This is a genomic window from Mycobacterium sp. 852002-53434_SCH5985345 (assembly GCF_001667155.1).
Taxonomy (GTDB): Bacteria; Actinomycetota; Actinomycetes; order Mycobacteriales; family Mycobacteriaceae; genus Mycobacterium.
The window spans coordinates 143,279-162,116 of the sequence record NZ_LZIE01000039.1 but is presented as its reverse complement, the minus strand read 5'-3'; the positions used below and the strand labels follow the sequence as shown (position 1 = coordinate 162,116).

The following is an 18,838-nucleotide window of genomic DNA, read 5'->3' as shown; positions in this document are numbered from 1 at the left end:
GCGTCACCACACGTTGCCAGGAGGGGGAATTGGCAGTGATAACCGAACCCACGAAAGCGTTCACTCGCATGTTCAGGGGCTACGACCCGGCCGCGGTCGATGCCCACATCGAGATGTTGACCACCAAGCAGCAGTTGCTGCTCGACGATGTCGAGAGCCTGAGGTCCCGGCTGAAGGAAGCCGGCGACCAGACGGCCGCGCTGCGCAAGGAGGTCGCCGTCCTCACCGACACCTCACCCTCACCCCACGCGGTGCAGCGCCGGATGGCGAAGATGCTGCAGCGTGCGGTCGAGGAGGTTTCCGAGATGCAGGCCGAGGCGCGGAGCGAGGCGGACGCGCTGATCGCAGCGGCCGAGGCCGAGGTCGAGGCCGCGCAGCGAAAGCACGAAGAGGAGTTGGCGGCGATGGCCGAGCAGCGGAAAGCCATGGAAACCGATTACCAGGAAGCCAAGAAGCAGCTCGAAGCCGAACTGGCCGGGATGCGCGCCGACACCGAAGCGGCGATCGACAAGGCGTGGCGCGACGCCCAGCGCGAGGCCGATCACTACCGTGAGCAGGCCCGGCGCGCGGCGGACGAGGCGATCAAGCAACGGATCAACGTCCTCGAGCAGCTGATGGGCGTGTACCGCGACCTCGAAGCGGTCCCGGCCGCTCTCGAGTCGGCCTACCAGGAGCAGAAGAACGCGCCGGAGCCGAGCGTCGTGGTGCCGCTGGACGGGAAAGTCAGCACGGGCTAGCCGCGTCGCCGCCGGGCGCTGTCGCACCCGAGCGGTATTCTCGGCGCCGTGTCGATCCGGACCCCCAGGCTGTCGGCCGCGCAAGCCCGACGGATCGCCGTTGCGGCCCAAGGCTTTAGCGAGCAACGGCCCGCCGGTCCGATCACCCGCGCGCACCTGAAGCGGCTGATATCGAGAATCCAAGTGCTGCAACTGGATTCGGTTTCGGTCGCGGTGCGCGCCCACTACGCGCCGGTGTTCAGCCGGCTCGGCCCCTACGACCGCGACGTGCTGGACCGCGCCGCCTGGGGGCCGCGCGCGTCGCGGCTGCTGGCCGAGTACTGGGCGCACGAGGCCGCGCTGATGGCCGTCGACGACTGGCCGCTGCTGCGCTGGCGGATGCGCCAGTACCGGCACGGCCGCTGGGGCGTGCACATCGTCAAGGCCAATCCCCAGCTCGCTGACAAGATCGTCGCCGCCGTCGCCGAGCTCGGGCCCAGCACTGCCGGACAGATCGAGGCCCATCTCGAGGCCGAACCGCGTGGGCCCAGAGGAAGCTGGTGGGGCAGCCGCAGCGACACCAAGTGGGTCGCCGAGGCGCTGTTCGCGTCCGGCGTGCTCACGACGGCCACCCGGGTGGGCTTCGCACGGCACTACGACCTGGTGGAACGGGTGCTGCCGGCGAGCGTGCTGGCGCGCGACGTCGACGACGAGGAGGCCGTCCGGGAACTCACGCTGCGGGCGGCCACCGCGCTCGGCGTGGGAACCGAGGCCGACATCCGCGACTACTTCCGGCTGTCGGCCCAGCAGGTCAAGCCGGCGGTCGCCGACCTGGTGGCCGCGGGGGAGGTCGAGCGGGTCGACGTCGAAGGCTGGCCCGCGCCGGCCTATCTCCGCACCGGGCGCGCGGTGCCGCGAGCCGACCGGGGGACCGCGCTGTTGTGTCCGTTCGACCCGCTGATCTTCTTTCGGCCCCGGGTTGAGCGGCTGTTCGGATTTCACTACCGCATCGAGATCTACACCCCGGCCCACAAGCGCCAGTACGGCTACTACGTGTGGCCGCTGCTGATGGACGGGCAGCTGGTGGCGCGGGTCGACCTCAAGGCCGATCGGGCCGGCGACACGCTGCGCGTCGTGGGCGCGTTCGGCGAACCCGACGCGCCGCGACCGCGCGTCGTCGAGGCGCTGGCCGGCGAATTGCAGTCGATGGCGTCGTGGCTGGGTCTGGGCGGGTTCAGCGTCGCCACCCGGGGCGACCTGGCCGCCGATCTGCGGGCGGCCGGCTGATGCGGGCGACGGACAAAGAGCTCAAAAACACGCTGTGGAAGGCGGCCAACAAACTGCGCGGCTCCCTATCTGCCGGCCAGTACAAGGACGTCGTTCTCGGGCTGGTGTTCCTCAAGCATGCCTTCGATGCGCAGTGGAAGTTGTTGGTGCACAACGCGGAATCGCCCGACATCGGCCGGCTCGTCGACGACGCGATGGAGGTCGCGACGCTGCCGCGGCTATACGAGAAGCTCGACCCTCGCCGTCTCGGTGAGCTGCTGGGCCTGCTGGACACGGCGCGATTCGGTGAGCTTGGCCACGCCCGTGACGTGCTGGGCGAGGTGTACGAGTACTTTCTGGGCAATTTCGCGCGCGCGGAAGGGCGCCGCGGCGGCGAATTCTTCACCCCACCCAGCGTGGTCGGCGTGATCGTCGAGGTTCTGGAACCTTCGAACGGGCGGGTGTATGACCCGTGCTGCGGATCGGGCGGGATGTTCGTGCAGACCGAGCGGTTCATCGCCGAACACGACGGCGACCCCGCCGGAATCACGATCTGCGGTCAGGAAAGCGTCGAACAGACCTGGCGGATGGCGAAGATGAACCTCGCCGTGCACGGCATCGACAACTCCGGGCTGGGCGTGAGGTGGGCCGACACGTTCGTCGACGACCAGCACGCCGGCGTGCAGATGGATTACGTGATGGCCAATCCGCCCTTCAACATCAAGGATTGGGCCCGCGACGAGCGTGACCCGCGCTGGCGCTTCGGTGTCCCACCCGCCGGGAACGCCAACTACGCGTGGATTCAGCACGTCCTGTCCAAACTGGCCCCGGGTGGGAAGGCCGGCGTCGTCATGGCCAACGGTTCGATGTCGTCGAACGTGGCCGGGGAAGGCGAAATTCGCGCGCGGATCGTCGACGCCGACCTGGTGTGTTGCATGGTCGCGCTGCCCGGGCAGCTGTTCCGCAGCACGTCGATCCCGGTGTGCCTGTGGTTCTTCGACACCGACAAGGGCGAGCGGTCCGGGCAGGTGCTGTTCATCGACGCCCGCGGGCTCGGCCACCTGGTGGACCGCACCGAGCGGGCGCTGACGCACGAGGAGGTCGTCCGCATCGGCGACACGTATCACGCGTGGCGCGGATCGGAATCGGCTGCCGCGAAAGGCCTTACCTATCGAGATGTTCCGGGGTTCTGCGGCTCCGCGTCGCTCGACGAGATCGCCGCGGCAGGCTACCCGCTCACGCCGGGACGGTATGTCGGGGCGCCCGACCCCGAGGGCGACGGCGAGCCGGTGGAGCAGAAGATCGCCCGGCTGACCGGCGACCTGCTCGCGGCACTTGACGAATCCGCCCGCCTGGAAGGCGTTGTGCGCCAACAATTGGAGCGCCTGACTTGACCACCACACTGGGTGACCACCTGGCCTTCAGCACCGGCGGCAGTGCGCCGCCGCCGGCACCCGGCGCACGCTTCCGTGTGTACGGCGCCAACGGGGCGATCGGTTACACGGCCGAACCCAACGCGGCCGGCCCGCTGATCGTCCTCGGGCGCGTCGGGTCGCGGTGCGGCAGCCTGCGGTACTGCGCCTCCGACGTCTGGGTCACCGAGAACGCACTGGTATGCCGGGCCAAAGACCCACGCGAGACACGGTATTGGTACTACGCGCTGCAAACCTGCCGGCTGGGCGATCACCGCGGTGGATCGGGGCAGCCGCTGCTCAGCCAGCGCATCCTGCGTGACGTTGCGGTGCGCAGCGTGGGCGCGCCGCAGCGCCAGGCGATCGCCGAACTGCTCGGCTCCCTCGACGACAAAGTGTCCGCCAACGAACGGGTGATCGAGACCGCCGAGAACGTGATGGTCGCCATCGCGGAGTCGGCCCACGAACGCGTGCCGCTGTCCAGCCTCGCCGGCCGGTCGACGGTGTTCCTCGACGTGGCCGAGTTCGACGACGTGGTCGCGCACTTCAGCCTTGCGGCCTTCGACGACGGGGCGCGGCCGCGCCCCGTGGGCGCCGAATCCATCAGGAGCGGCAAATTCCTGCTGTCGGAGCCGTGCGTCTTGTTCGCCAAGCTCAATCCCCGGATTCCGCGAATCTGGAACGTGCTGACCTTGCCGCCCCAGATGGCCGTGGCCAGCAGCGAGTTCGTCGTCCTGAAACCGAGCGGCGTCGACGCCTCGGCTTTGTGGTCGGCCGTGCGGCAACCCGACGTCTCCGAACGGCTGCAACGTCGGGTGGCCGGGACTTCGGGGAGCCATCAGCGCATCCAGCCGCGCGATCTGTTGGACGTTATGGTCCCCGACGTCCGGCGCCTGCCGACCGCGGCCCTGCAGACGATCACCGAGATGGGGGCGCTGTGCGACGCGCGTCGCACCGAGAACGCGCGGCTGTCCGCCGTCCGCGACGCGCTGCTGGCCCCGCTGATATCGGGTGAGCTTCGGGTGCGGTCGCCACGTTAAGGTGAGCGCCGTGGCCGAGACCGCGCCGCTACGCGTGCAACTGATCGCCAAGACCGAGTTCCTGGCGCCGCCGGACGTGCCGTGGACCACCGACGCCGACGGTGGCGCGGCGCTGGTCGAGTTCGCCGGCAGGGCGTGCTATCAGAGCTGGTCGAAACCCAATCCCAAGACCGCGACGAACGCCGGCTACATCAAGCACATCATCGACGTCGGGCACTTTTCGGTGCTCGAGCACGCCAGCGTGTCGTTCTACATCACCGGCATTTCGCGATCGCTCACGCACGAGCTGATCCGGCACCGGCATTTCTCCTACTCGCAGCTGTCGCAGCGCTACGTGCCGGAGGGCGACTCGCGAGTCGTCGTGCCCCCGGGCATGGAGGACGACCCCGAACTGCGCCGGATCCTGACCGAGGCCGCCGACGCCAGCCGGGCCACCTACGCCGATTTGCTGGCCAAGCTCGAGGCGAAATTCGCCGACCAACCCAACGCCGTCTTGCGGCGCAAGCAGGCGCGCCAGGCCGCCCGGGCGGTGCTGCCGAACGCGACCGAGACCCGCATCGTCGTGACGGGCAACTACCGGGCCTGGCGGCACTTCATCGCCATGCGCGCCAGTGAGCACGCCGACGTGGAAATCCGGCGGCTGGCCATCGAGTGCCTGCGTCAGCTCGCCGACGCCGTGCCCGCGGTGTTCGCCGACTTCGAGATCTCGACGCTGGCCGACGGGACCGAGGTAGCCACCAGCCCGCTGGCGACCGAAGCCTGAGGCTGACCACCCCCGCCGCCCCGGCAACGCACGTCCGCGCCGTTGCCAAATACCTTGCCGCCGCCAGGTAACCTAAGGACCGTGAGCACCGTCGGATTCGACGCCCCGGCCCAGTTGGGAACCGTGCTGACCGCGATGGTGACACCGTTCGCTCCCGACGGCTCCCTCGATACCGCCGCCGCGGCACACCTGGCGAACCACCTGGTGGACGCGGGGTGTGACGGCCTCGTGGTCTCCGGCACCACCGGCGAGTCGCCGACCACCACTGACGACGAGAAGCGGGAACTGCTCCGCGTCGTGCTGGAGGCGGTGGGCGACCGCGCCCGGGTGATCGCGGGCGCGGGCACCTATGACACCGCTCACAGCGTCCGGCTGGCCAAGGCCTGCGCGGCCGAGGGCGCCCACGGATTGCTGGTGGTCACGCCCTACTACTCGAAGCCGCCGCAGAGCGGCCTCATCGCGCACTTCACCGCCGTCGCCGACGCCACCGACCTGCCGGTGCTGCTCTACGACATCCCGCCGCGCTCGGTGATCCCGATCGAGACCGAGACCATCCGTGCGCTCGCCGCCCATCCGAACATCGTGGGAATCAAGGACGCCAAAGCCGACCTGCACAGCGGCGGTCAGATCATCGCCGAGACCGGGCTGGCCTACTACTCCGGGGACGACGCGCTGAACCTGCCGTGGCTGGCCATGGGCGCCACCGGCTTCATCAGCGTGATCTCCCATGTGGCCGCGGGTCAGCTCCGAGAGATGTTGTCCGCCTTCGCTTCCGGCGACATCGCCACCGCGCGGAAGATCAACGTCTCCGTCGCCCCGCTGTGCAACGCGATGAGCCGGCTGGGCGGCGTGACGATGTCCAAGGCGGGTCTGCGTCTGCAGGGCATCGAAGTCGGCGATCCCCGGCTGCCGCAAATGCCGGCGTCGCCCGAGCAGATCGACGCGCTGGCCGCCGATATGCGCGCGGCTTCGGTGCTCCGGTGAGCCAGAGGGTGGCCCGTAAGTGGATGTAGACCTCGCCCCTCCTGGTCCCTTGACCACTGGTGGGTTGCGGGTCACCGCGCTCGGTGGCATCAGCGAAATCGGCCGGAACATGACGGTTTTCGAGCATCTCGGCCGGTTGCTGATCATCGACTGCGGGGTGATGTTCCCCACCCATGACGAGCCCGGGGTGGACCTGATACTTCCGGACCTGCGCCACATCTCCGACCGGCTCGACGACATCGAGGCGCTGGTGCTGACCCACGCGCACGAGGACCACATCGGCGGCATCCCGTTCCTGCTCAAGCTGCGCCCCGACATCCCGGTCGTCGGGTCGAAGTTCACTCTGGCGCTGGTCGCCGCGAAATGCCGCGAGCACCGGCTCAAGCCGGTGTTCGTCGAGGTCAGCGAACGCCAGCGGAGCACCCACGGCGTCTTCGAGTGCGAATACTTCGCCGTCAACCACTCGATCCCGGATGCGCTGGCGATCGCCGTGCACACCGGCGCGGGAACCGTCTTGCACACCGGCGACATCAAGCTCGACCAGCTTCCCCTGGACGGCCGGCCCACCGATCTGCCCGGCATGTCGCGGCTCGGCGACGCCGGTGTGGACCTGTTCTTGTGCGACTCGACCAACTCCGAGATCCCCGGCGTCGGACCGTCGGAGAGCGAAGTGGGACCGACGCTGCACCGCCTGATCCGGGGCGCCGAGGGCCGGGTGATCGTGGCCTGCTTCGCCTCCAACGTCGACCGGGTACAGCAGATCATCGATGCCGCGGTCGCATTGGGCCGGCGGGTGTCGTTCGTCGGGCGGTCCATGGTGCGCAACATGGGCATCGCCCGCGAGCTGGGGTTCCTGCGGGTGGCCGATTCCGACGTGATCGACATCGGCGCCGCCGAGATGATGCCGCCCGAGCGGGTGGTGCTGATCACCACCGGCACCCAGGGCGAGCCCATGTCGGCGCTGTCGCGGATGTCGCGCGGCGAGCATCGCAGCATCACGCTCACCGCGGGAGACCTGATCGTGCTGGCGTCGTCACTGATCCCCGGCAACGAGGAGGCGGTCTACGGCGTGATCGACGCGCTCGCCAAGATCGGGGCGCGCGTCGTCACGAACGCCCAAGCACGCGTGCATGTTTCGGGCCACGCGTATGCCGGCGAGCTGTTGTTCCTCTACAACGGTGTGCGGCCGCGCAACGTCATGCCGGTGCACGGCACCTGGCGGATGCTGCGCGCCAACGCCAAGCTGGCGGCCAGCACCGGGGTGCCGGAGGAGTCGATCCTGTTGGCCGAGAACGGCGTCAGCGTCGACCTGGTCGCCGGCACGGCGTCGATCGCCGGGGCGGTTCCGGTCGGCAAGATGTTCGTCGACGGGCTGATCAGCGGCGACGTCGGCGACATCACGCTGGGGGAACGGCTCATCCTGTCGTCGGGCTTCGTCGCGGTGACCGTCGTCGTCCAGCGCGGCACCGGGCGCCCCGTGGCCGCGCCGCACTTGCATTCGCGCGGCTTCTCCGAAGACCCCAAGGCGCTGGAGCCCGCCGGGCGCCGGGTCGAGGCGGAGCTGGAACTGCTTGCCGCGGACAACATCACCGATCCGGGCCGCATCGCGCAGGCCGTGCGCCGCACCGTCGGCAAGTGGGTGGGCGAGGTGTACCGCCGGCAACCGATGATCGTGCCGACGGTCATCGAGGTCTGACCCGCCCTAGAGCTTCTCCGCGTAGGCCGACCATTCCAGTTGCGAGGCCTTCAGCTTGCGACCCGTGGGCTCCACGTAACGCTCGAGGAGTTCGTCGGGCCCGGCCTGCTCCAGCAGCCGCCAGCCGTATTCGCCGACGAACTCGCCGACCTCCTCGGGTTGTAACCCGAAGTGCCACAACTGCCTGCGCTGGCGGACGCTGCGATAGAGCGTGCGAGTGCCGTATCGATTCGTACCGTCGATGAAATCCCGCCGGACGTAGGTGAATACCAGACGGCTGCCCGGCGCGGCCGCGCGCAACCCCTCCAGCGTCCGGCGAACGGTTGCTTCGGTCAGGTACTGGGTGACTCCTTCGCAGATGAAGAAGGCCCGGTAATCGGTGCGGTAGCCGTGCTCGGCCAGGGCGGTCAGCAAGTCGTCGCGCGCCAGGTCCAACGCCACCTGCCGCACCGACATCGGCGGCCCGCCCAGCACCCGCCGGACCGTCTTCACCTTCCTGGCGACGTTGACCGGCAGGTCGACTTCGAAGACGGGGATGCGGACTTGGCGGGTCAGCAGGTAGGCGCGGGTGTCCAATCCGGCGCCGAGGATGACGACCGCGTCGACGCCCTCGAGCGCCTCGGCCAGCTTGTCGCCGATGAAACGCTTGCGGCAGGCCAGGTTCGCCCACAGGCCGCGGCCGGTCCACTCCGATCCGCGGACCATCAAGCGGCGCACGGGGGCCACGCGGGTGGCCGCGACGAGCCAGCGCAGCGGCGCCGGCAGAAACAGTTCCGCGAGGTCGTCGTCCACCAGGCGGCGGCCCGGTGGCTCGTTCTGTTCGACGGCGGCCAACACCATCGGGCCGAAAGCGGTCTGCGCGGCGGGATTTCGTGCCATTCGACTACTTGTTCAAAAAGCCCGCATCGACCGGCAGCGTCACCCCGGTGATGTAGCGGGCCTGGTCGCTCACCAGCCACGCCACCGCGTTGGCGACGTCCTCGACGTCCAGCACCTCCACCGGCATGGCGTTGCCCATGGCGCCCGGTGTGTCGGTCGCGGCGGCCATCTTGGCCAGCCATTCCCGGGTGAACTCGTTGTTGATCATCGGGGTCTCGACACCGGAAGGATGGATCGAGTTGACCCGGATATACTGTGTGGCAAGCAGATTCGCGTATACCCGCATCAGCCCCACCACGCCGTGCTTGGCGGCGGCGTAGCCGACGGAACCGGCGTCCGGGCTGCCGACGCCGGCGAGTCCGGCGCTCGAGCTGATCAGCACGATCGAGCCGCCGGTGCCCTGCTTGACCATGGTCGGGATGGACACCTTGATGGTGTTGTAGACGCCGGTGAGGTTGACGTCGATGACGTCGCGCCAGCCGTCGTCGCCGGACTGCATCGGTGCGATACCTGCGTTGGCCACGACGATGTCGAGCCGGCCGAACTCGTCCAGGCCCGCCTGCAGCGCGGCCGACAGCGAGGCCCGGTCGCGCACGTCGCCGCGGGCGGCCACGATCCGGGCGCCGGTGTCCTCGACCAGCTTGACGGTTTGCGCGAGGTCGTCCTCGGTGGCCAGGGGATAGGGCACGCTGGCGATCTGGTCGCACAGGTCGACCGCGATGATGCTCGCGCCGTCGGCGGCGAGCCGCACGGCGTGGGCGCGTCCCTGGCCGCGCGCCGCGCCGGTGATGAAGGCGATCTTGCCTTCGAGGGGCCGCGTCATCAGGACCGGAGCTGACCCTTGTCCGGGTCGCCGGCGGGAACCGGCTGCAGCATCTTGATGTCCGGCGCCCCGGCGAGGTGGTCGCCGGCCGCGGTGAACATCTTGGTGACGGCGGGAGCGGTGCTGTGGGCCTTCAGCGCCTCGGGATCGGCCCACTGCTCGACGAAGACGAAGGTCTCGCCCGATTGGTGCAGCGAGTACAACTGGCAGCCGGGTTCGTTGTGCACTTCCTCCACAGCCTGCGTAAGGATGTCGCGGACTGCGTCGACCGATTCGGGTTTAACGGTCATTGTGGCAACGACGACGACGGGCATGCTGGGGCCTCCTGGGGGCTACGGGGTGGTGACGCGCATGACTTCTGTTATCTAAATCACCGGTTGCCACCCTACCCACGCAGCCGAGTGGCCCACCCGTCAGATGGCTCACATGACCAAACCGTTACCAGTGTGGCGGGTGGTGCAGATGATGGCGGTGCGACTACCCTTGCCGACATGGCTAACAAGACCGCCGCCCGCTCCAAAGCCAGAACGAGCAGGTCAAAGGCCCCTTCACGAAGTGGGTCGGGTCGCGGGCGGCCGGCGGCGCCCCGTAAGCGGCCGAGGAGGCCCGCCAAACGGCGCAACCACTCGCTGCTGCTGGCCGCCGGGCTGACCGGCGGGCGCGCCCTGCGCGCCACCTGGCTGATGGCGGCGCGCAGCACCGGCGGCGCCGCCCGATCGATCGGCCGGGCCCGCGACATCGACCCGGGGCACCGCCGCGACGGGATCGCGCTGATGCTGCTCGGCCTTTCCGTCGTGGTCGCCGCGAGCTCGTGGTTCAACGCCGCCCGGCCGGTCGGCGCGTGGGTCGACACGCTGTTGCGCACCTTCATCGGGGCGGGGGTCCTGGCGCTCCCGGTCGTCACCGCCGCGGTGGCGGTGACGCTGATGCGCACCCAGCCCAACCCCGATGCGCGGCCCAGGCTGATCCTGGGCGCCACCCTGATCGCGCTTTCCGTGCTCGGCCTGCGGCACCTGTGGTCGGGCTCGCCCGAGGACCCGGAAGCGCGGCGCCGCGCGGCGGGGTTCATCGGCTTCGCCATCGGCGGCCCACTGTCCGACGGGCTGACCGCGTGGATCGCCGCGCCGTTGTTGTTCATCGGCTTCATGTTCGGCCTGCTGTTGCTGACGGGCACCACCATCCGGGAGGTGCCCGACGCCGTCCGCGCCATGTTCGGCGCCCGGTTGCTCGGTGATGACGAGTACTACGACGACTTTGACGACTACGCGGATTCCGATGCGGTCCAGGACTTTTCCGACGACTTCTACGACGAGAGTTCGCTCGACCCCGAAGACGGGCCGCCGGCCTGGCCGGCTGACCCGGCCCCCGCCCTGCGCGACAACGAGGACGACATCCCCACCACGCCGGAGCCGGCCATCGGGAAGAGTCGCCGCCGCGACAAGAAGAAGACCGAGGTGCTGGACCGCGTCGTCGAGGGTCCGTACACCCTGCCGTCGATGAGCCTGCTGGTGGCGGGCGACCCGCCGAAGAAGCGCAGCGCCGCCAACAACGTCATGGCCGACGCCATCGGCGAGGTGCTCACCCAGTTCAAGGTCGACGCGGCCGTCACCGGCTGCACCCGCGGGCCGACCGTCACCCGCTACGAGGTCGAGCTCGGGCCGGGCGTGAAGGTGGAGAAGATCACCGCGCTGCAGAAGAACATCGCCTACGCGGTGGCCACCGAGAGCGTGCGCATGCTGGCCCCGATCCCCGGCAAGTCCGCCGTGGGCATCGAGGTGCCCAACACCGACCGGGAAATGGTGCGGCTGGCCGACGTGCTGACCGCGCCGTCGACCCGCCGCGACCACCACCCGCTGGTGATCGGGCTGGGCAAAGACATCGAGGGCGACTTCATCTCGGCCAACCTCGCGAAGATGCCGCACCTGCTGGTCGCGGGGTCCACCGGCTCCGGCAAGTCCAGCTTCGTCAACTCCATGCTGGTGTCGTTGCTGACCCGCGCCACCCCCGAAGAGGTCAGGATGATCCTGATCGACCCGAAGATGGTGGAGCTCACCCCGTACGAGGGCATCCCGCACCTGATCACCCCGATCATCACTCAGCCCAAGAAGGCGGCCGCCGCGCTGGCGTGGCTGGTCGAGGAGATGGAGCAGCGCTACCAGGACATGCAGGCGTCGCGGGTGCGCCACATCGACGACTTCAACGAAAAGGTGCGGTCGGGGGCCATCACCGCGCCGCTGGGCAGCCAGCGCGAATACCGGCCGTACCCGTACGTCGTGGCGATCGTCGACGAGCTGGCCGACCTGATGATGACCGCGCCGCGCGACGTCGAGGATGCGATCGTGCGGATCACCCAGAAGGCCCGCGCGGCCGGCATTCACCTGGTGCTGGCCACCCAGCGCCCGTCGGTCGACGTGGTCACCGGGCTGATCAAGACCAACGTGCCGTCGCGGCTGGCGTTCGCCACGTCGTCGCTCACCGACAGCCGGGTGATCCTGGACCAGGCCGGTGCCGAGAAGCTGATCGGCATGGGCGACGGCCTGTTCCTGCCGATGGGCGCGAGCAAGCCGCTGCGGTTGCAGGGCGCCTACATCACCGACGAGGAGATCCACGCCGTCGTCAACGCCTGCAAGGATCAGGCCGAGCCCGAATACACCGAGGGCGTCACCGCCGCCAAGACCACCAGCGAACGCACCGACGTCGACCCGGACATCGGTGACGACATGGACGTGTTCCTGCAGGCCGTCGAGCTGGTGGTGTCCAGCCAATTCGGCTCGACCTCGATGCTGCAGCGCAAGCTGCGCGTCGGCTTCGCCAAGGCCGGCCGGCTGATGGACCTGATGGAAACCCGCGGCATCGTCGGGCCCAGCGAGGGATCCAAGGCGCGCGAGGTGCTGGTCAAGCCCGACGAGCTGGCCGGGACGCTGGCGTTGATCCGGGGTGGCGGCGACGCCGACGGCGGCGACCCCGACTAGCGCCGAAGATTCACAGCACCAGCAGCATCCGGGAGTTGCCCAGGATGTTGGGCTTGACGTAGCTCAGGTCCAGGAACTCGGCGACACCGATGTCGTAGGAGCGGCACATCTCCTCGAACACCTCGGCGGTGACCGGCGTGCCCTCGATCTCGGTGAACCCGTGCTTGCCGAAGAACTCGGTCTCGAACGTCAGCACGAACAGCCGCTTCAGCTGCAGCTCGCGTGCGACCTCCAGCAACCGGTCGACGATCGCGTGGCCGATGCCGTGGCCCGTCATCGCCGGGTCGACCGCGACGGTGCGGATCTCGCCCAGGTCGGACCACATCACGTGCAGGGCGCCGCAACCGACCACGTCGTCGCCGCATTCGGCCACCCAGAACTCCTGGACGGCCTCGTATAGCGTCACCAGGTTCTTCTCGAGCAGGATCTTCCCCGCGTAGGTGTCGACGAGCTGTTTGATCGCGGGGACATCGGACGTTCGCGCGCGGCGCACCACCGCTCGGCAGTCCTGCGGACTTTCAGTCACGGCTAACAGTATCGGCATCGGGGACGGGTGCACTGGTCAACAGTTATTCTGTTGCGGTGTCGGGGCAGCCGCAAACGGGACCGTTGATGGGACCGCCGGGCCGCGTCCATATCGCGAACCTCGCCAACACGCTGACGCTGTTGCGGCTGGTGTTGGTCCCGATCTTCCTCCTCGCGCTGTTCGCCAAAGATGGTCACGAGACCGCTTTCCGGATCGTGGCTTTCGTGATTTTCGCGGTTGCCGCGATCACGGATCGCCTGGACGGCCTGCTGGCCCGCAACTACGGCATGGCGACCGAATTCGGGGCGTTTGTCGATCCGATCGCGGACAAGACGCTGGTCGGGTCGGCGCTGATTGGTCTGTCGATGCTCGGCGAGCTGCCGTGGTGGGTCACGGTCGTGATCCTGGTCCGCGAGTTCGGGGTCACGGTGCTGCGGCTGGCGGTCATTCGCCGGGGGGTCATCCCGGCCAGTTGGGGCGGCAAGGTCAAGACCGTGGTCCAGGCGGTGGCGATCGGCCTGTTCATCCTGCCGCTGGCCGGGCCGTTCCGGGTGACGGCGGCGGTGGTGATGGGTGCGGCCATCGTTCTGACGATCGTCACCGGCATCGACTACGTGGTGTCGACCGTTCGGGAAGTGCGCCGGACGACCGACTGATTTTTACGGTCGCCGAACGGGAACCAAGACCCCGCCACCCGCGTTTCACGTAGTGAGCATCTGCCGCGGTCGATTTCGTGCCGAGCGGGGCTGACTGGACGAAGGAGGGCAGGGATGCCGTCATTAGTGCGCGAGGTCATCGGCGACGTGCTGCGCGAGGCCCGGGTGACACAGGGCCGGACGCTGCGCGAGGTGTCCGATTCGGCGCGGGTGAGCCTCGGATACCTGTCCGAGGTGGAACGCGGGCGCAAGGAGCCCTCCAGCGAGCTGCTCAACGCGATCTGCGAGGCATTACGGGTGCCGCTGTCGTCGGTGCTCACCGACGCCGGCGAGCGGATGGCTGGCCAGGAACGGGCGGCCCACGGTGCGTCCGTCGATGGCGCCCGCGGTCCCAGCATCGACGCCGGCACCAAGGTCGTCATCCCGCCGGTGGCGTCCCTGGCGATCGCCTGAGCGCAGCCCGGCGCGGCGATCCAGCGCCAGGGGTAGGGCGATCGGCCCCGACCCACTAAATTGAGCGACAAGCGACGGCCCATCCAGGGACCATCCGGCCTACAAGAAGCGAAGGTGGAGCTCACTCATGGCCAATCCGTTCGTCAAAGCGTGGAAGTACCTGATGGCGCTGTTCAACGCGAAGATCGACGAGCACGCCGACCCCAAGGTGCAGATCCAGCAGGCCATCGAGGAAGCGCAACGCACGCATCAGGCGCTGACGCAGCAGGCGGCGCAGGTGATCGGTAACCAGCGCCAATTGGAGATGCGGCTGAACCGGCAACTCGCCGACATTGAAAAGCTGCAGGTCAACGTTCGGCAGGCCCTGACGCTCGCCGACCAGGCCACCGCGGCCGGTGACGCCGCCAAGGCCACCGAGTACAACAACGCCGCCGAGGCGTTCGCGGCCCAGCTGGTGACCGCCGAGCAGAGCGTCGAGGACCTCAAGACGCTGCACGACCAGGCGCTGAGCGCGGCCTCGCAGGCCAAGAAGGCGGTCGAGCAGAACGCGATGGTGCTGCAGCAGAAGATCGCCGAGCGCACCAAGCTGCTCAGCCAGCTCGAGCAGGCCAAGATGCAGGAACAGGTGAGCGCCTCGCTGCGGTCGATGAGCGAGATCGCCGCCCCTGGCAACGTGCCCAGCCTCGACGAGGTGCGCGACAAGATCGAACGCCGCTACGCCAACGCGATCGGCTCCGCCGAACTCGCACAGGGTTCGGTGCAGGGCCGCATGCTCGAGGTCGAGCAGGCCGGGGTGCAGATGGCCGGTCACTCCCGGCTGGAGCAGATCCGCGCGTCGATGCGCGGCGAAGCGCTGCCGGCCGGTGGGACACCCGCCGCCGGGGCCACTCCGGAGGCGAAGCCCGCGTCCGCCGAGACCACCGGGGGCGCGGTCACCGAGAAGCCGTTTGGCCAGTAACGCGGGTGTCGTGGCGGTGAGCGAGACGCGGCGCGGGCTCTGGCGCACGTTGCTGGGGCGCGGGTTGGCCACGGCCGCCGACCTTTCCGATCTGGTGGCCCAGAAGATCAGCGCCGCCGCGGATCCGCGTGCGCGGCTGCTGCGGCGGCAACGTCGCGCACTGCGGTGGGGCCTGATCTTCGCCGCCGGTTGCGTGTTCTGGGCGTTGGTGACGATGCTGCTGGCGGCCTGGGGATGGTTCGCGCTGCTGCTGGAGATCACCGGCGCCGTCTCGGTCATCATGGCCATCCCGGCGACGCTGTTGTTGTTCCGCTACCGGTGGCTGCGCTCCGAGCCGCTGCCCACGCCCCGGCCGGCGAACGCGCGCCGGCTGCCGCCACCGGGGTCGGCGGCGCGGCCCGCCATGTACGCGCTGGGCGCCTCCGAACGCGGATTCCTCTCGCTGCTGAACGTGATCGAGCGCGGCTCGATGTTGCCGACCGCCGAGATCCGTGACCTGACCGCGGCGGCCGGCAAGACCTCGGCGGCCATGGCGGCCACCGCCGCGGAGGTGGTGTCGATGGAGCGGGCGGCGCAGTCCAGCGAATCATCGCGGGCGTATCTGGTGCCCACCATCAACGCGTTCACCGCGCAGTTGAGCGCCGGCGTCCGTCAGTACAACGAGATGGTAACCGCCGCAGCCCAACTGGTGTCTTCGGCCAACGGCGATCAGTTGGCCGCCTCGCAGCGCTACCGCGCCGAGCTGGCCGGGGCAACCGACCGGCTGGTCGGCTGGGCGCAGGCGTTCGACGAACTCGGCGGCTTGCGCGGCGCGAGCTAGCGGGCTAGAACGTCGCTTTCAGCGACGGCAGCACCACGGCGGCCAGGCCGCGAAGGGTGGCCTTGAACATGTCGAAGAAGTCAAAGTAGTCGCGCCACAACGTGATTCGCCCATCGTGGACTTCGAACACGCCGCACACCCAGAACTGCAGCCGCAACGGGCCGAAGATCAGGGCGTCGGTGCGCTCGGTGAGCACCGCCCCGCCGTCGGCGGCGATGCGGTGGATCTTCACCTCGAAGGCGGCGCGGCCGTCCATCTGGCGAAACAGCTTCATCGCCCTGGCGCGGCCGTGAATCGTCGGCAGCCCGACATTTTCGTAGACGAGGTTGTCGTCCAACGCCGCGTCGGCGGCGTCGTAATCCGCATCCTGCAGGGCGTTCAGAAAACCCTCGACCGTGCGGGTGTTCGCAACGGTTGTCCCAGTCAGCTCGGTCATGGGTGCCAGCGTAGGCGAGCGTTTCGCCGGCGCGCTGTGGCAGGGTAAGGCCGATGCGCGTCGCCGTGGTCGCCGGGCCTGATCCCGGGCACTCGTTTCCCGCGATTGCGCTGTGCCAACGCTTCGCCCACGCCGGAGACGAGCCCACGCTGTTCACCGGCGCCGAGTGGGTCGACACGGCCCGCTCCGCCGGCATCGACGCCGCCCCGCTGGACGGGCTGGCCGCCACCGACGACGACGCCGACGCCGGGGCCCGAATCCATCGGCGCGCGGCGCGGATGGCCGTCCTCAACGTGCCGGCCCTGCGCGACCTCGCGCCTGACCTGGTGGTGTCCGACGTCATCACCGCCGGGGGCGGCATGGCCGCCGAGCTGTTGGGCATCCCGTGGATCGAGCTCAACCCGCATCCGCTCTACCTGCCGTCGAAGGGACTGCCGCCGATAGGGAGCGGACTGGCGCCGGGCACCGGCATTCGCGGCCGGCTCCGCGACGCCACCATGCGGGCGCTCACCGCGCGCTCCTGGCGCGCGGGCCTGCGGCAGCGCGCGACCGTGCGGGTCGAGATCGGACTGCCTGCCCGCGATCCCGGGCCGCTGCGGAGGCTGATCGCCACCCTGCCCGCCCTCGAGGTGCCGCGGCCGGACTGGCCGGCGGAGGCCGTGCTGGTGGGTCCGCTGCACTTCGAACCGACCGATCGGGTGCTGGAAATCCCGCCGGGCTCCGGACCCGTGCTGGTGGTTGCGCCGTCGACCGCGATGACCGGGACCGAGGGGCTGGCGGAGGTCGCGCTGGCTCACCTGCGGCCGGGGGAGACGCTGCCGGCCGGATCGCGGCTGGTGGTCTCGCGGTTGGGGGGAGCGGATCTGCAAGTGCCGCCGTGGGCGGTGGTCGGGCTCGGCAGCCAGGCCGAGTTGCTGCGCCACGCCGACCTGGTGATCTGCGGCGGTGGGCACGGCATGGTGGCCAAGACGCTGCTGGCGGGGGTGCCGCTGGTCGCGGTGCCCGGTGGCGGGGATCAGTGGGAGATGGCGAACCGGGTGGTCCGGCAGGGCAGCGGGCGGCTGATCCGGCCGTTGACCGCCGAGGCGCTGGTGGCTGCGGTGAACGAGGTGCTGTCGTCGCCCCGTTATCGGGAAGCCGCCCAAGCCGCCGCCGCTAGCATCGTCGGCGTGGCCGATCCGGTCCGGGTGTGCCACGAAGCGCTCGCTCCGGCGGGATGATCGGACGGGTTCGCGAAGGGAGGGCGTCGGCAATGAGAACGATCGCCGCGGGCTGCCTGCTTCTTGCCTTGCTGTTCGGCTCGGGCGTGGCCCGCGCCGACAGCGGCGACGAGCAGCAGGCATGCCAGCTGATGGACGACCCGGCGGCCGCTGAGCAGGGCTATGCGCCGGCCGAATACGCCTTCATGCAGTTGCGCTCCCGAATGTCGGCGCAGCGGGCGCGCACGACCATGTCCGAGGCCGTCCAGGACTTCTGCCCCAACCACCTGATCGACCTGCCGGCCAGTTGGCGGTAATGCGGCCGGTGTCCGATCGCTGCCCGGTGGGTATCTTGCTGGCGTGCGGCTAACGGAATTCAACGAGCGCGTCGTCCTGCGATTCGGTGCGGCGTACGGCTCTTCGGTGCTGGCGGACCATGTGCTGAGCGGTTTCGACGGCCGTACCGCCGCCCAGGCGATCGAGGACGGGGCCGAGCCCCGCGACGTGTGGCGGGCCCTGTGCGTCGACTTCGACGTGCCGCACGACCAGTGGTGACGCGAGCCGCAACCTCATTCGTAGGGCGGGTACTCGTTCTGCCGCAATAGAGCCGCGAGGTGAACGGCGTTGCGGGCCGCCGTTTCCGTGGTGGTGGCCACCGCTTCCGGCACATCGTCCAAGTCGTTGAAATTCGTCCCCTGCATGGCCTCGCCGTTCCAGTACGTACACCCCTGAGCGGGAATCGAGAATCCGATGTCGTTGAGCGCCTGGAAGAGGTCGGCGACGATCTTGTGCGCGCCGTCTTCGTTTCCCACGACCGCCGCCAGTGCTACTTTGCCCACCATCCGGGGCCGTCCGGCGTCGTCCTTATCGGAGATGGCAGCGTCGAGGCGCTCCAGGACGCGCTGCGCGACGCTGGACATGTGGCCGACCCAGGTGGGCGTCGCCAGCACCAGGATGTCCGCCGCGGTGATCTTCTCCAGCAGCCCCGGCCACTCGTCGCCCGGACCCATGTCGGCTTCCACGCCGGGCAGCAGCGCCAGGTCCACGCAGCGCACCTTCTCGCCGTCGACGCCCGCGCTGCGCAGTTGGGCCATCACCTGATCGGCGATCAGCTCGCTGCTCGACGGCTCCGGGCTCTTCTTCAACGAGCAGGTCAACGCGAGGGCGCGCAGGGATTGCGGTGCGGCTGTGGACATGATGCTCGAATACCCCTGCACCACAAGCGCAAACGACGCACCG

At 69.3% G+C, this 18,838-nt stretch carries 21 protein-coding genes; 15 read left to right on the top strand and 6 right to left on the bottom strand.

The genetic code is table 11. From position 1 onward, the window contains the following. Nucleotides 1–35: 35 nt before the first annotated feature. From A5756_RS08585 to A5756_RS08555, 7 genes are all read left to right on the top strand, one after another. Entirely contained in the window at nucleotides 36–737 is a 702-nt protein-coding gene (locus tag A5756_RS08585; RefSeq protein ID WP_066950456.1) for a DivIVA domain-containing protein, read from the top strand. Between the two features lie 18 nt (nucleotides 738–755). Then, a complete protein-coding gene (locus A5756_RS08580; protein ID WP_197505402.1) occupies nucleotides 756–2,003 on the top strand; it encodes a winged helix-turn-helix domain-containing protein in 1,248 nt (415 codons plus the stop codon). Beyond that, on the top strand, nucleotides 2,003–3,376 hold the full coding sequence (locus tag A5756_RS08575) for a type I restriction-modification system subunit M (RefSeq protein WP_066950453.1): 1,374 nt from the start codon (nucleotides 2,003–2,005) through the stop codon (nucleotides 3,374–3,376). Before A5756_RS08580 ends, A5756_RS08575 begins: the two co-directional genes overlap by 1 nt. Beyond that, nucleotides 3,373–4,434, top strand: a complete 1,062-nt coding sequence (locus tag A5756_RS08570) for a restriction endonuclease subunit S (protein ID WP_066950450.1) — start codon at nucleotides 3,373–3,375, stop codon at nucleotides 4,432–4,434. The genes A5756_RS08575 and A5756_RS08570 overlap by 4 nt, the downstream gene beginning before the upstream one ends. Before the next feature lie 10 nt (nucleotides 4,435–4,444). Further along, on the top strand, nucleotides 4,445–5,197 hold the full coding sequence (gene thyX / locus A5756_RS08565) for an FAD-dependent thymidylate synthase (RefSeq protein ID WP_066950644.1): 753 nt from the start codon (nucleotides 4,445–4,447) through the stop codon (nucleotides 5,195–5,197). A gap of 81 nt (nucleotides 5,198–5,278) precedes the next feature. Next, nucleotides 5,279–6,181 carry a 4-hydroxy-tetrahydrodipicolinate synthase gene (gene dapA, locus A5756_RS08560; protein ID WP_066950447.1) on the top strand — a complete coding sequence of 301 codons (903 nt, stop codon included), beginning with the start codon at nucleotides 5,279–5,281 and terminating at the stop codon, nucleotides 6,179–6,181. A 19-nt stretch (nucleotides 6,182–6,200) separates the two neighbouring features. Next, the gene (locus A5756_RS08555; protein ID WP_066950444.1) at nucleotides 6,201–7,877 is read left to right on the top strand and encodes a ribonuclease J; all 1,677 of its coding nucleotides are present in this window, start codon (nucleotides 6,201–6,203) and stop codon (nucleotides 7,875–7,877) included. A 6-nt stretch (nucleotides 7,878–7,883) separates the two neighbouring features. Here the strand turns inward: A5756_RS08555 and A5756_RS08550 are convergent, their stop codons facing one another. Genes A5756_RS08550 through A5756_RS08540 form a run of 3 tightly spaced genes read right to left on the bottom strand, consistent with a single transcriptional unit; the run spans nucleotide 7,884 to nucleotide 9,893 of the window. Then, nucleotides 7,884–8,756, bottom strand: a complete 873-nt coding sequence (locus tag A5756_RS08550; RefSeq protein WP_066950441.1) for an SAM-dependent methyltransferase — start codon at nucleotides 8,754–8,756, stop codon at nucleotides 7,884–7,886. Nucleotides 8,757–8,760: 4 nt separating this feature from the next. After that, complete coding sequence (locus A5756_RS08545) at nucleotides 8,761–9,582, bottom strand: mycofactocin-coupled SDR family oxidoreductase (RefSeq protein WP_066950641.1); 822 nt, start codon at nucleotides 9,580–9,582, stop codon at nucleotides 8,761–8,763. Beyond that, the gene (locus A5756_RS08540) at nucleotides 9,579–9,893 is read right to left on the bottom strand and encodes a putative quinol monooxygenase (protein ID WP_066950438.1); all 315 of its coding nucleotides are present in this window, start codon (nucleotides 9,891–9,893) and stop codon (nucleotides 9,579–9,581) included. Before A5756_RS08540 ends, A5756_RS08545 begins: the two co-directional genes overlap by 4 nt. 177 nt (nucleotides 9,894–10,070) lie before the next feature. Here A5756_RS08540 and A5756_RS08535 point away from each other — a divergent pair, with 177 nt between their 5' ends. After that, the gene (locus A5756_RS08535) at nucleotides 10,071–12,551 is read left to right on the top strand and encodes a DNA translocase FtsK (RefSeq protein ID WP_156659342.1); all 2,481 of its coding nucleotides are present in this window, start codon (nucleotides 10,071–10,073) and stop codon (nucleotides 12,549–12,551) included. A 10-nt stretch (nucleotides 12,552–12,561) separates the two neighbouring features. Here A5756_RS08535 and A5756_RS08530 read toward each other — a convergent pair whose 3' ends face one another. Continuing rightward, nucleotides 12,562–13,077, bottom strand: coding sequence for an amino-acid N-acetyltransferase (locus A5756_RS08530; protein ID WP_197505395.1), 516 nt, complete (start codon nucleotides 13,075–13,077; stop codon nucleotides 12,562–12,564). Nucleotides 13,078–13,133: 56 nt separating this feature from the next. Here A5756_RS08530 and pgsA point away from each other — a divergent pair, with 56 nt between their 5' ends. The 4 genes from pgsA to A5756_RS08510 all read left to right on the top strand — a co-directional run bounded on the left by pgsA (nucleotide 13,134) and on the right by A5756_RS08510 (nucleotide 15,964). Then, the gene (gene pgsA / locus A5756_RS08525; RefSeq protein WP_066950429.1) at nucleotides 13,134–13,733 is read left to right on the top strand and encodes a CDP-diacylglycerol--glycerol-3-phosphate 3-phosphatidyltransferase; all 600 of its coding nucleotides are present in this window, start codon (nucleotides 13,134–13,136) and stop codon (nucleotides 13,731–13,733) included. 114 nt (nucleotides 13,734–13,847) lie between these two features. Further along, a complete protein-coding gene (clgR, locus tag A5756_RS08520; RefSeq protein WP_066950425.1) occupies nucleotides 13,848–14,186 on the top strand; it encodes a transcriptional regulator ClgR in 339 nt (112 codons plus the stop codon). Nucleotides 14,187–14,313: 127 nt separating this feature from the next. Beyond that, a complete protein-coding gene (pspA, locus tag A5756_RS08515; protein WP_066950423.1) occupies nucleotides 14,314–15,144 on the top strand; it encodes a phage shock protein PspA in 831 nt (276 codons plus the stop codon). Nucleotides 15,145–15,154: 10 nt separating this feature from the next. Next, nucleotides 15,155–15,964, top strand: coding sequence for a hypothetical protein (locus tag A5756_RS08510; RefSeq protein WP_066950419.1), 810 nt, complete (start codon nucleotides 15,155–15,157; stop codon nucleotides 15,962–15,964). A 4-nt stretch (nucleotides 15,965–15,968) separates the two neighbouring features. On the opposite strand, the gene A5756_RS08505 is transcribed toward A5756_RS08510, so the two are convergent. Then, nucleotides 15,969–16,400, bottom strand: a complete 432-nt coding sequence (locus tag A5756_RS08505; protein ID WP_066950415.1) for a limonene-1,2-epoxide hydrolase family protein — start codon at nucleotides 16,398–16,400, stop codon at nucleotides 15,969–15,971. A 53-nt stretch (nucleotides 16,401–16,453) separates the two neighbouring features. On the opposite strand from A5756_RS08505, the gene A5756_RS08500 reads away from it, so the two are divergent. Genes A5756_RS08500 through A5756_RS08490 form a run of 3 tightly spaced genes read left to right on the top strand, consistent with a single transcriptional unit; the run spans nucleotide 16,454 to nucleotide 18,154 of the window. Further along, nucleotides 16,454–17,620, top strand: a complete 1,167-nt coding sequence (locus tag A5756_RS08500; protein ID WP_066950411.1) for a glycosyltransferase — start codon at nucleotides 16,454–16,456, stop codon at nucleotides 17,618–17,620. A gap of 32 nt (nucleotides 17,621–17,652) precedes the next feature. Continuing rightward, the gene (locus tag A5756_RS08495; RefSeq protein ID WP_066950408.1) at nucleotides 17,653–17,916 is read left to right on the top strand and encodes a hypothetical protein; all 264 of its coding nucleotides are present in this window, start codon (nucleotides 17,653–17,655) and stop codon (nucleotides 17,914–17,916) included. A 19-nt stretch (nucleotides 17,917–17,935) separates the two neighbouring features. Next, nucleotides 17,936–18,154 (top strand): DUF3046 domain-containing protein, encoded by a 219-nt coding sequence (locus tag A5756_RS08490; protein WP_197505401.1) that lies wholly within the window; start codon nucleotides 17,936–17,938, stop codon nucleotides 18,152–18,154. Between the two features lie 14 nt (nucleotides 18,155–18,168). Here A5756_RS08490 and A5756_RS08485 read toward each other — a convergent pair whose 3' ends face one another. Beyond that, on the bottom strand, nucleotides 18,169–18,795 hold the full coding sequence (locus A5756_RS08485; RefSeq protein ID WP_066950636.1) for a flavodoxin family protein: 627 nt from the start codon (nucleotides 18,793–18,795) through the stop codon (nucleotides 18,169–18,171). Nucleotides 18,796–18,838: the final 43 nt, after the last annotated feature.

Excerpts from the sequence above, each read along its gene's own strand:
- pspA (WP_066950423.1), top strand. The coding sequence starts at position 14,314 with ATGGCCAATCCGTTCGTCAAAGCGTGGAAGTACCTGATGGCGCTGTTC.
- A5756_RS08550 (WP_066950441.1), bottom strand. The coding sequence starts at position 8,756 with ATGGCACGAAATCCCGCCGCGCAGACCGCTTTCGGCCCGATGGTGTTG.
- A5756_RS08500 (WP_066950411.1), top strand. The coding sequence starts at position 16,454 with ATGCGCGTCGCCGTGGTCGCCGGGCCTGATCCCGGGCACTCGTTTCCC.
- A5756_RS08540 (WP_066950438.1), bottom strand. The coding sequence starts at position 9,893 with ATGCCCGTCGTCGTCGTTGCCACAATGACCGTTAAACCCGAATCGGTC.
- A5756_RS08535 (WP_156659342.1), top strand. The coding sequence starts at position 10,071 with ATGGCTAACAAGACCGCCGCCCGCTCCAAAGCCAGAACGAGCAGGTCA.
- A5756_RS08485 (WP_066950636.1), bottom strand. The coding sequence starts at position 18,795 with ATGTCCACAGCCGCACCGCAATCCCTGCGCGCCCTCGCGTTGACCTGC.
- A5756_RS08495 (WP_066950408.1), top strand. The coding sequence starts at position 17,653 with ATGAGAACGATCGCCGCGGGCTGCCTGCTTCTTGCCTTGCTGTTCGGC.
- clgR (WP_066950425.1), top strand. The coding sequence starts at position 13,848 with ATGCCGTCATTAGTGCGCGAGGTCATCGGCGACGTGCTGCGCGAGGCC.
- A5756_RS08505 (WP_066950415.1), bottom strand. The coding sequence starts at position 16,400 with ATGACCGAGCTGACTGGGACAACCGTTGCGAACACCCGCACGGTCGAG.
- A5756_RS08575 (WP_066950453.1), top strand. The coding sequence starts at position 2,003 with ATGCGGGCGACGGACAAAGAGCTCAAAAACACGCTGTGGAAGGCGGCC.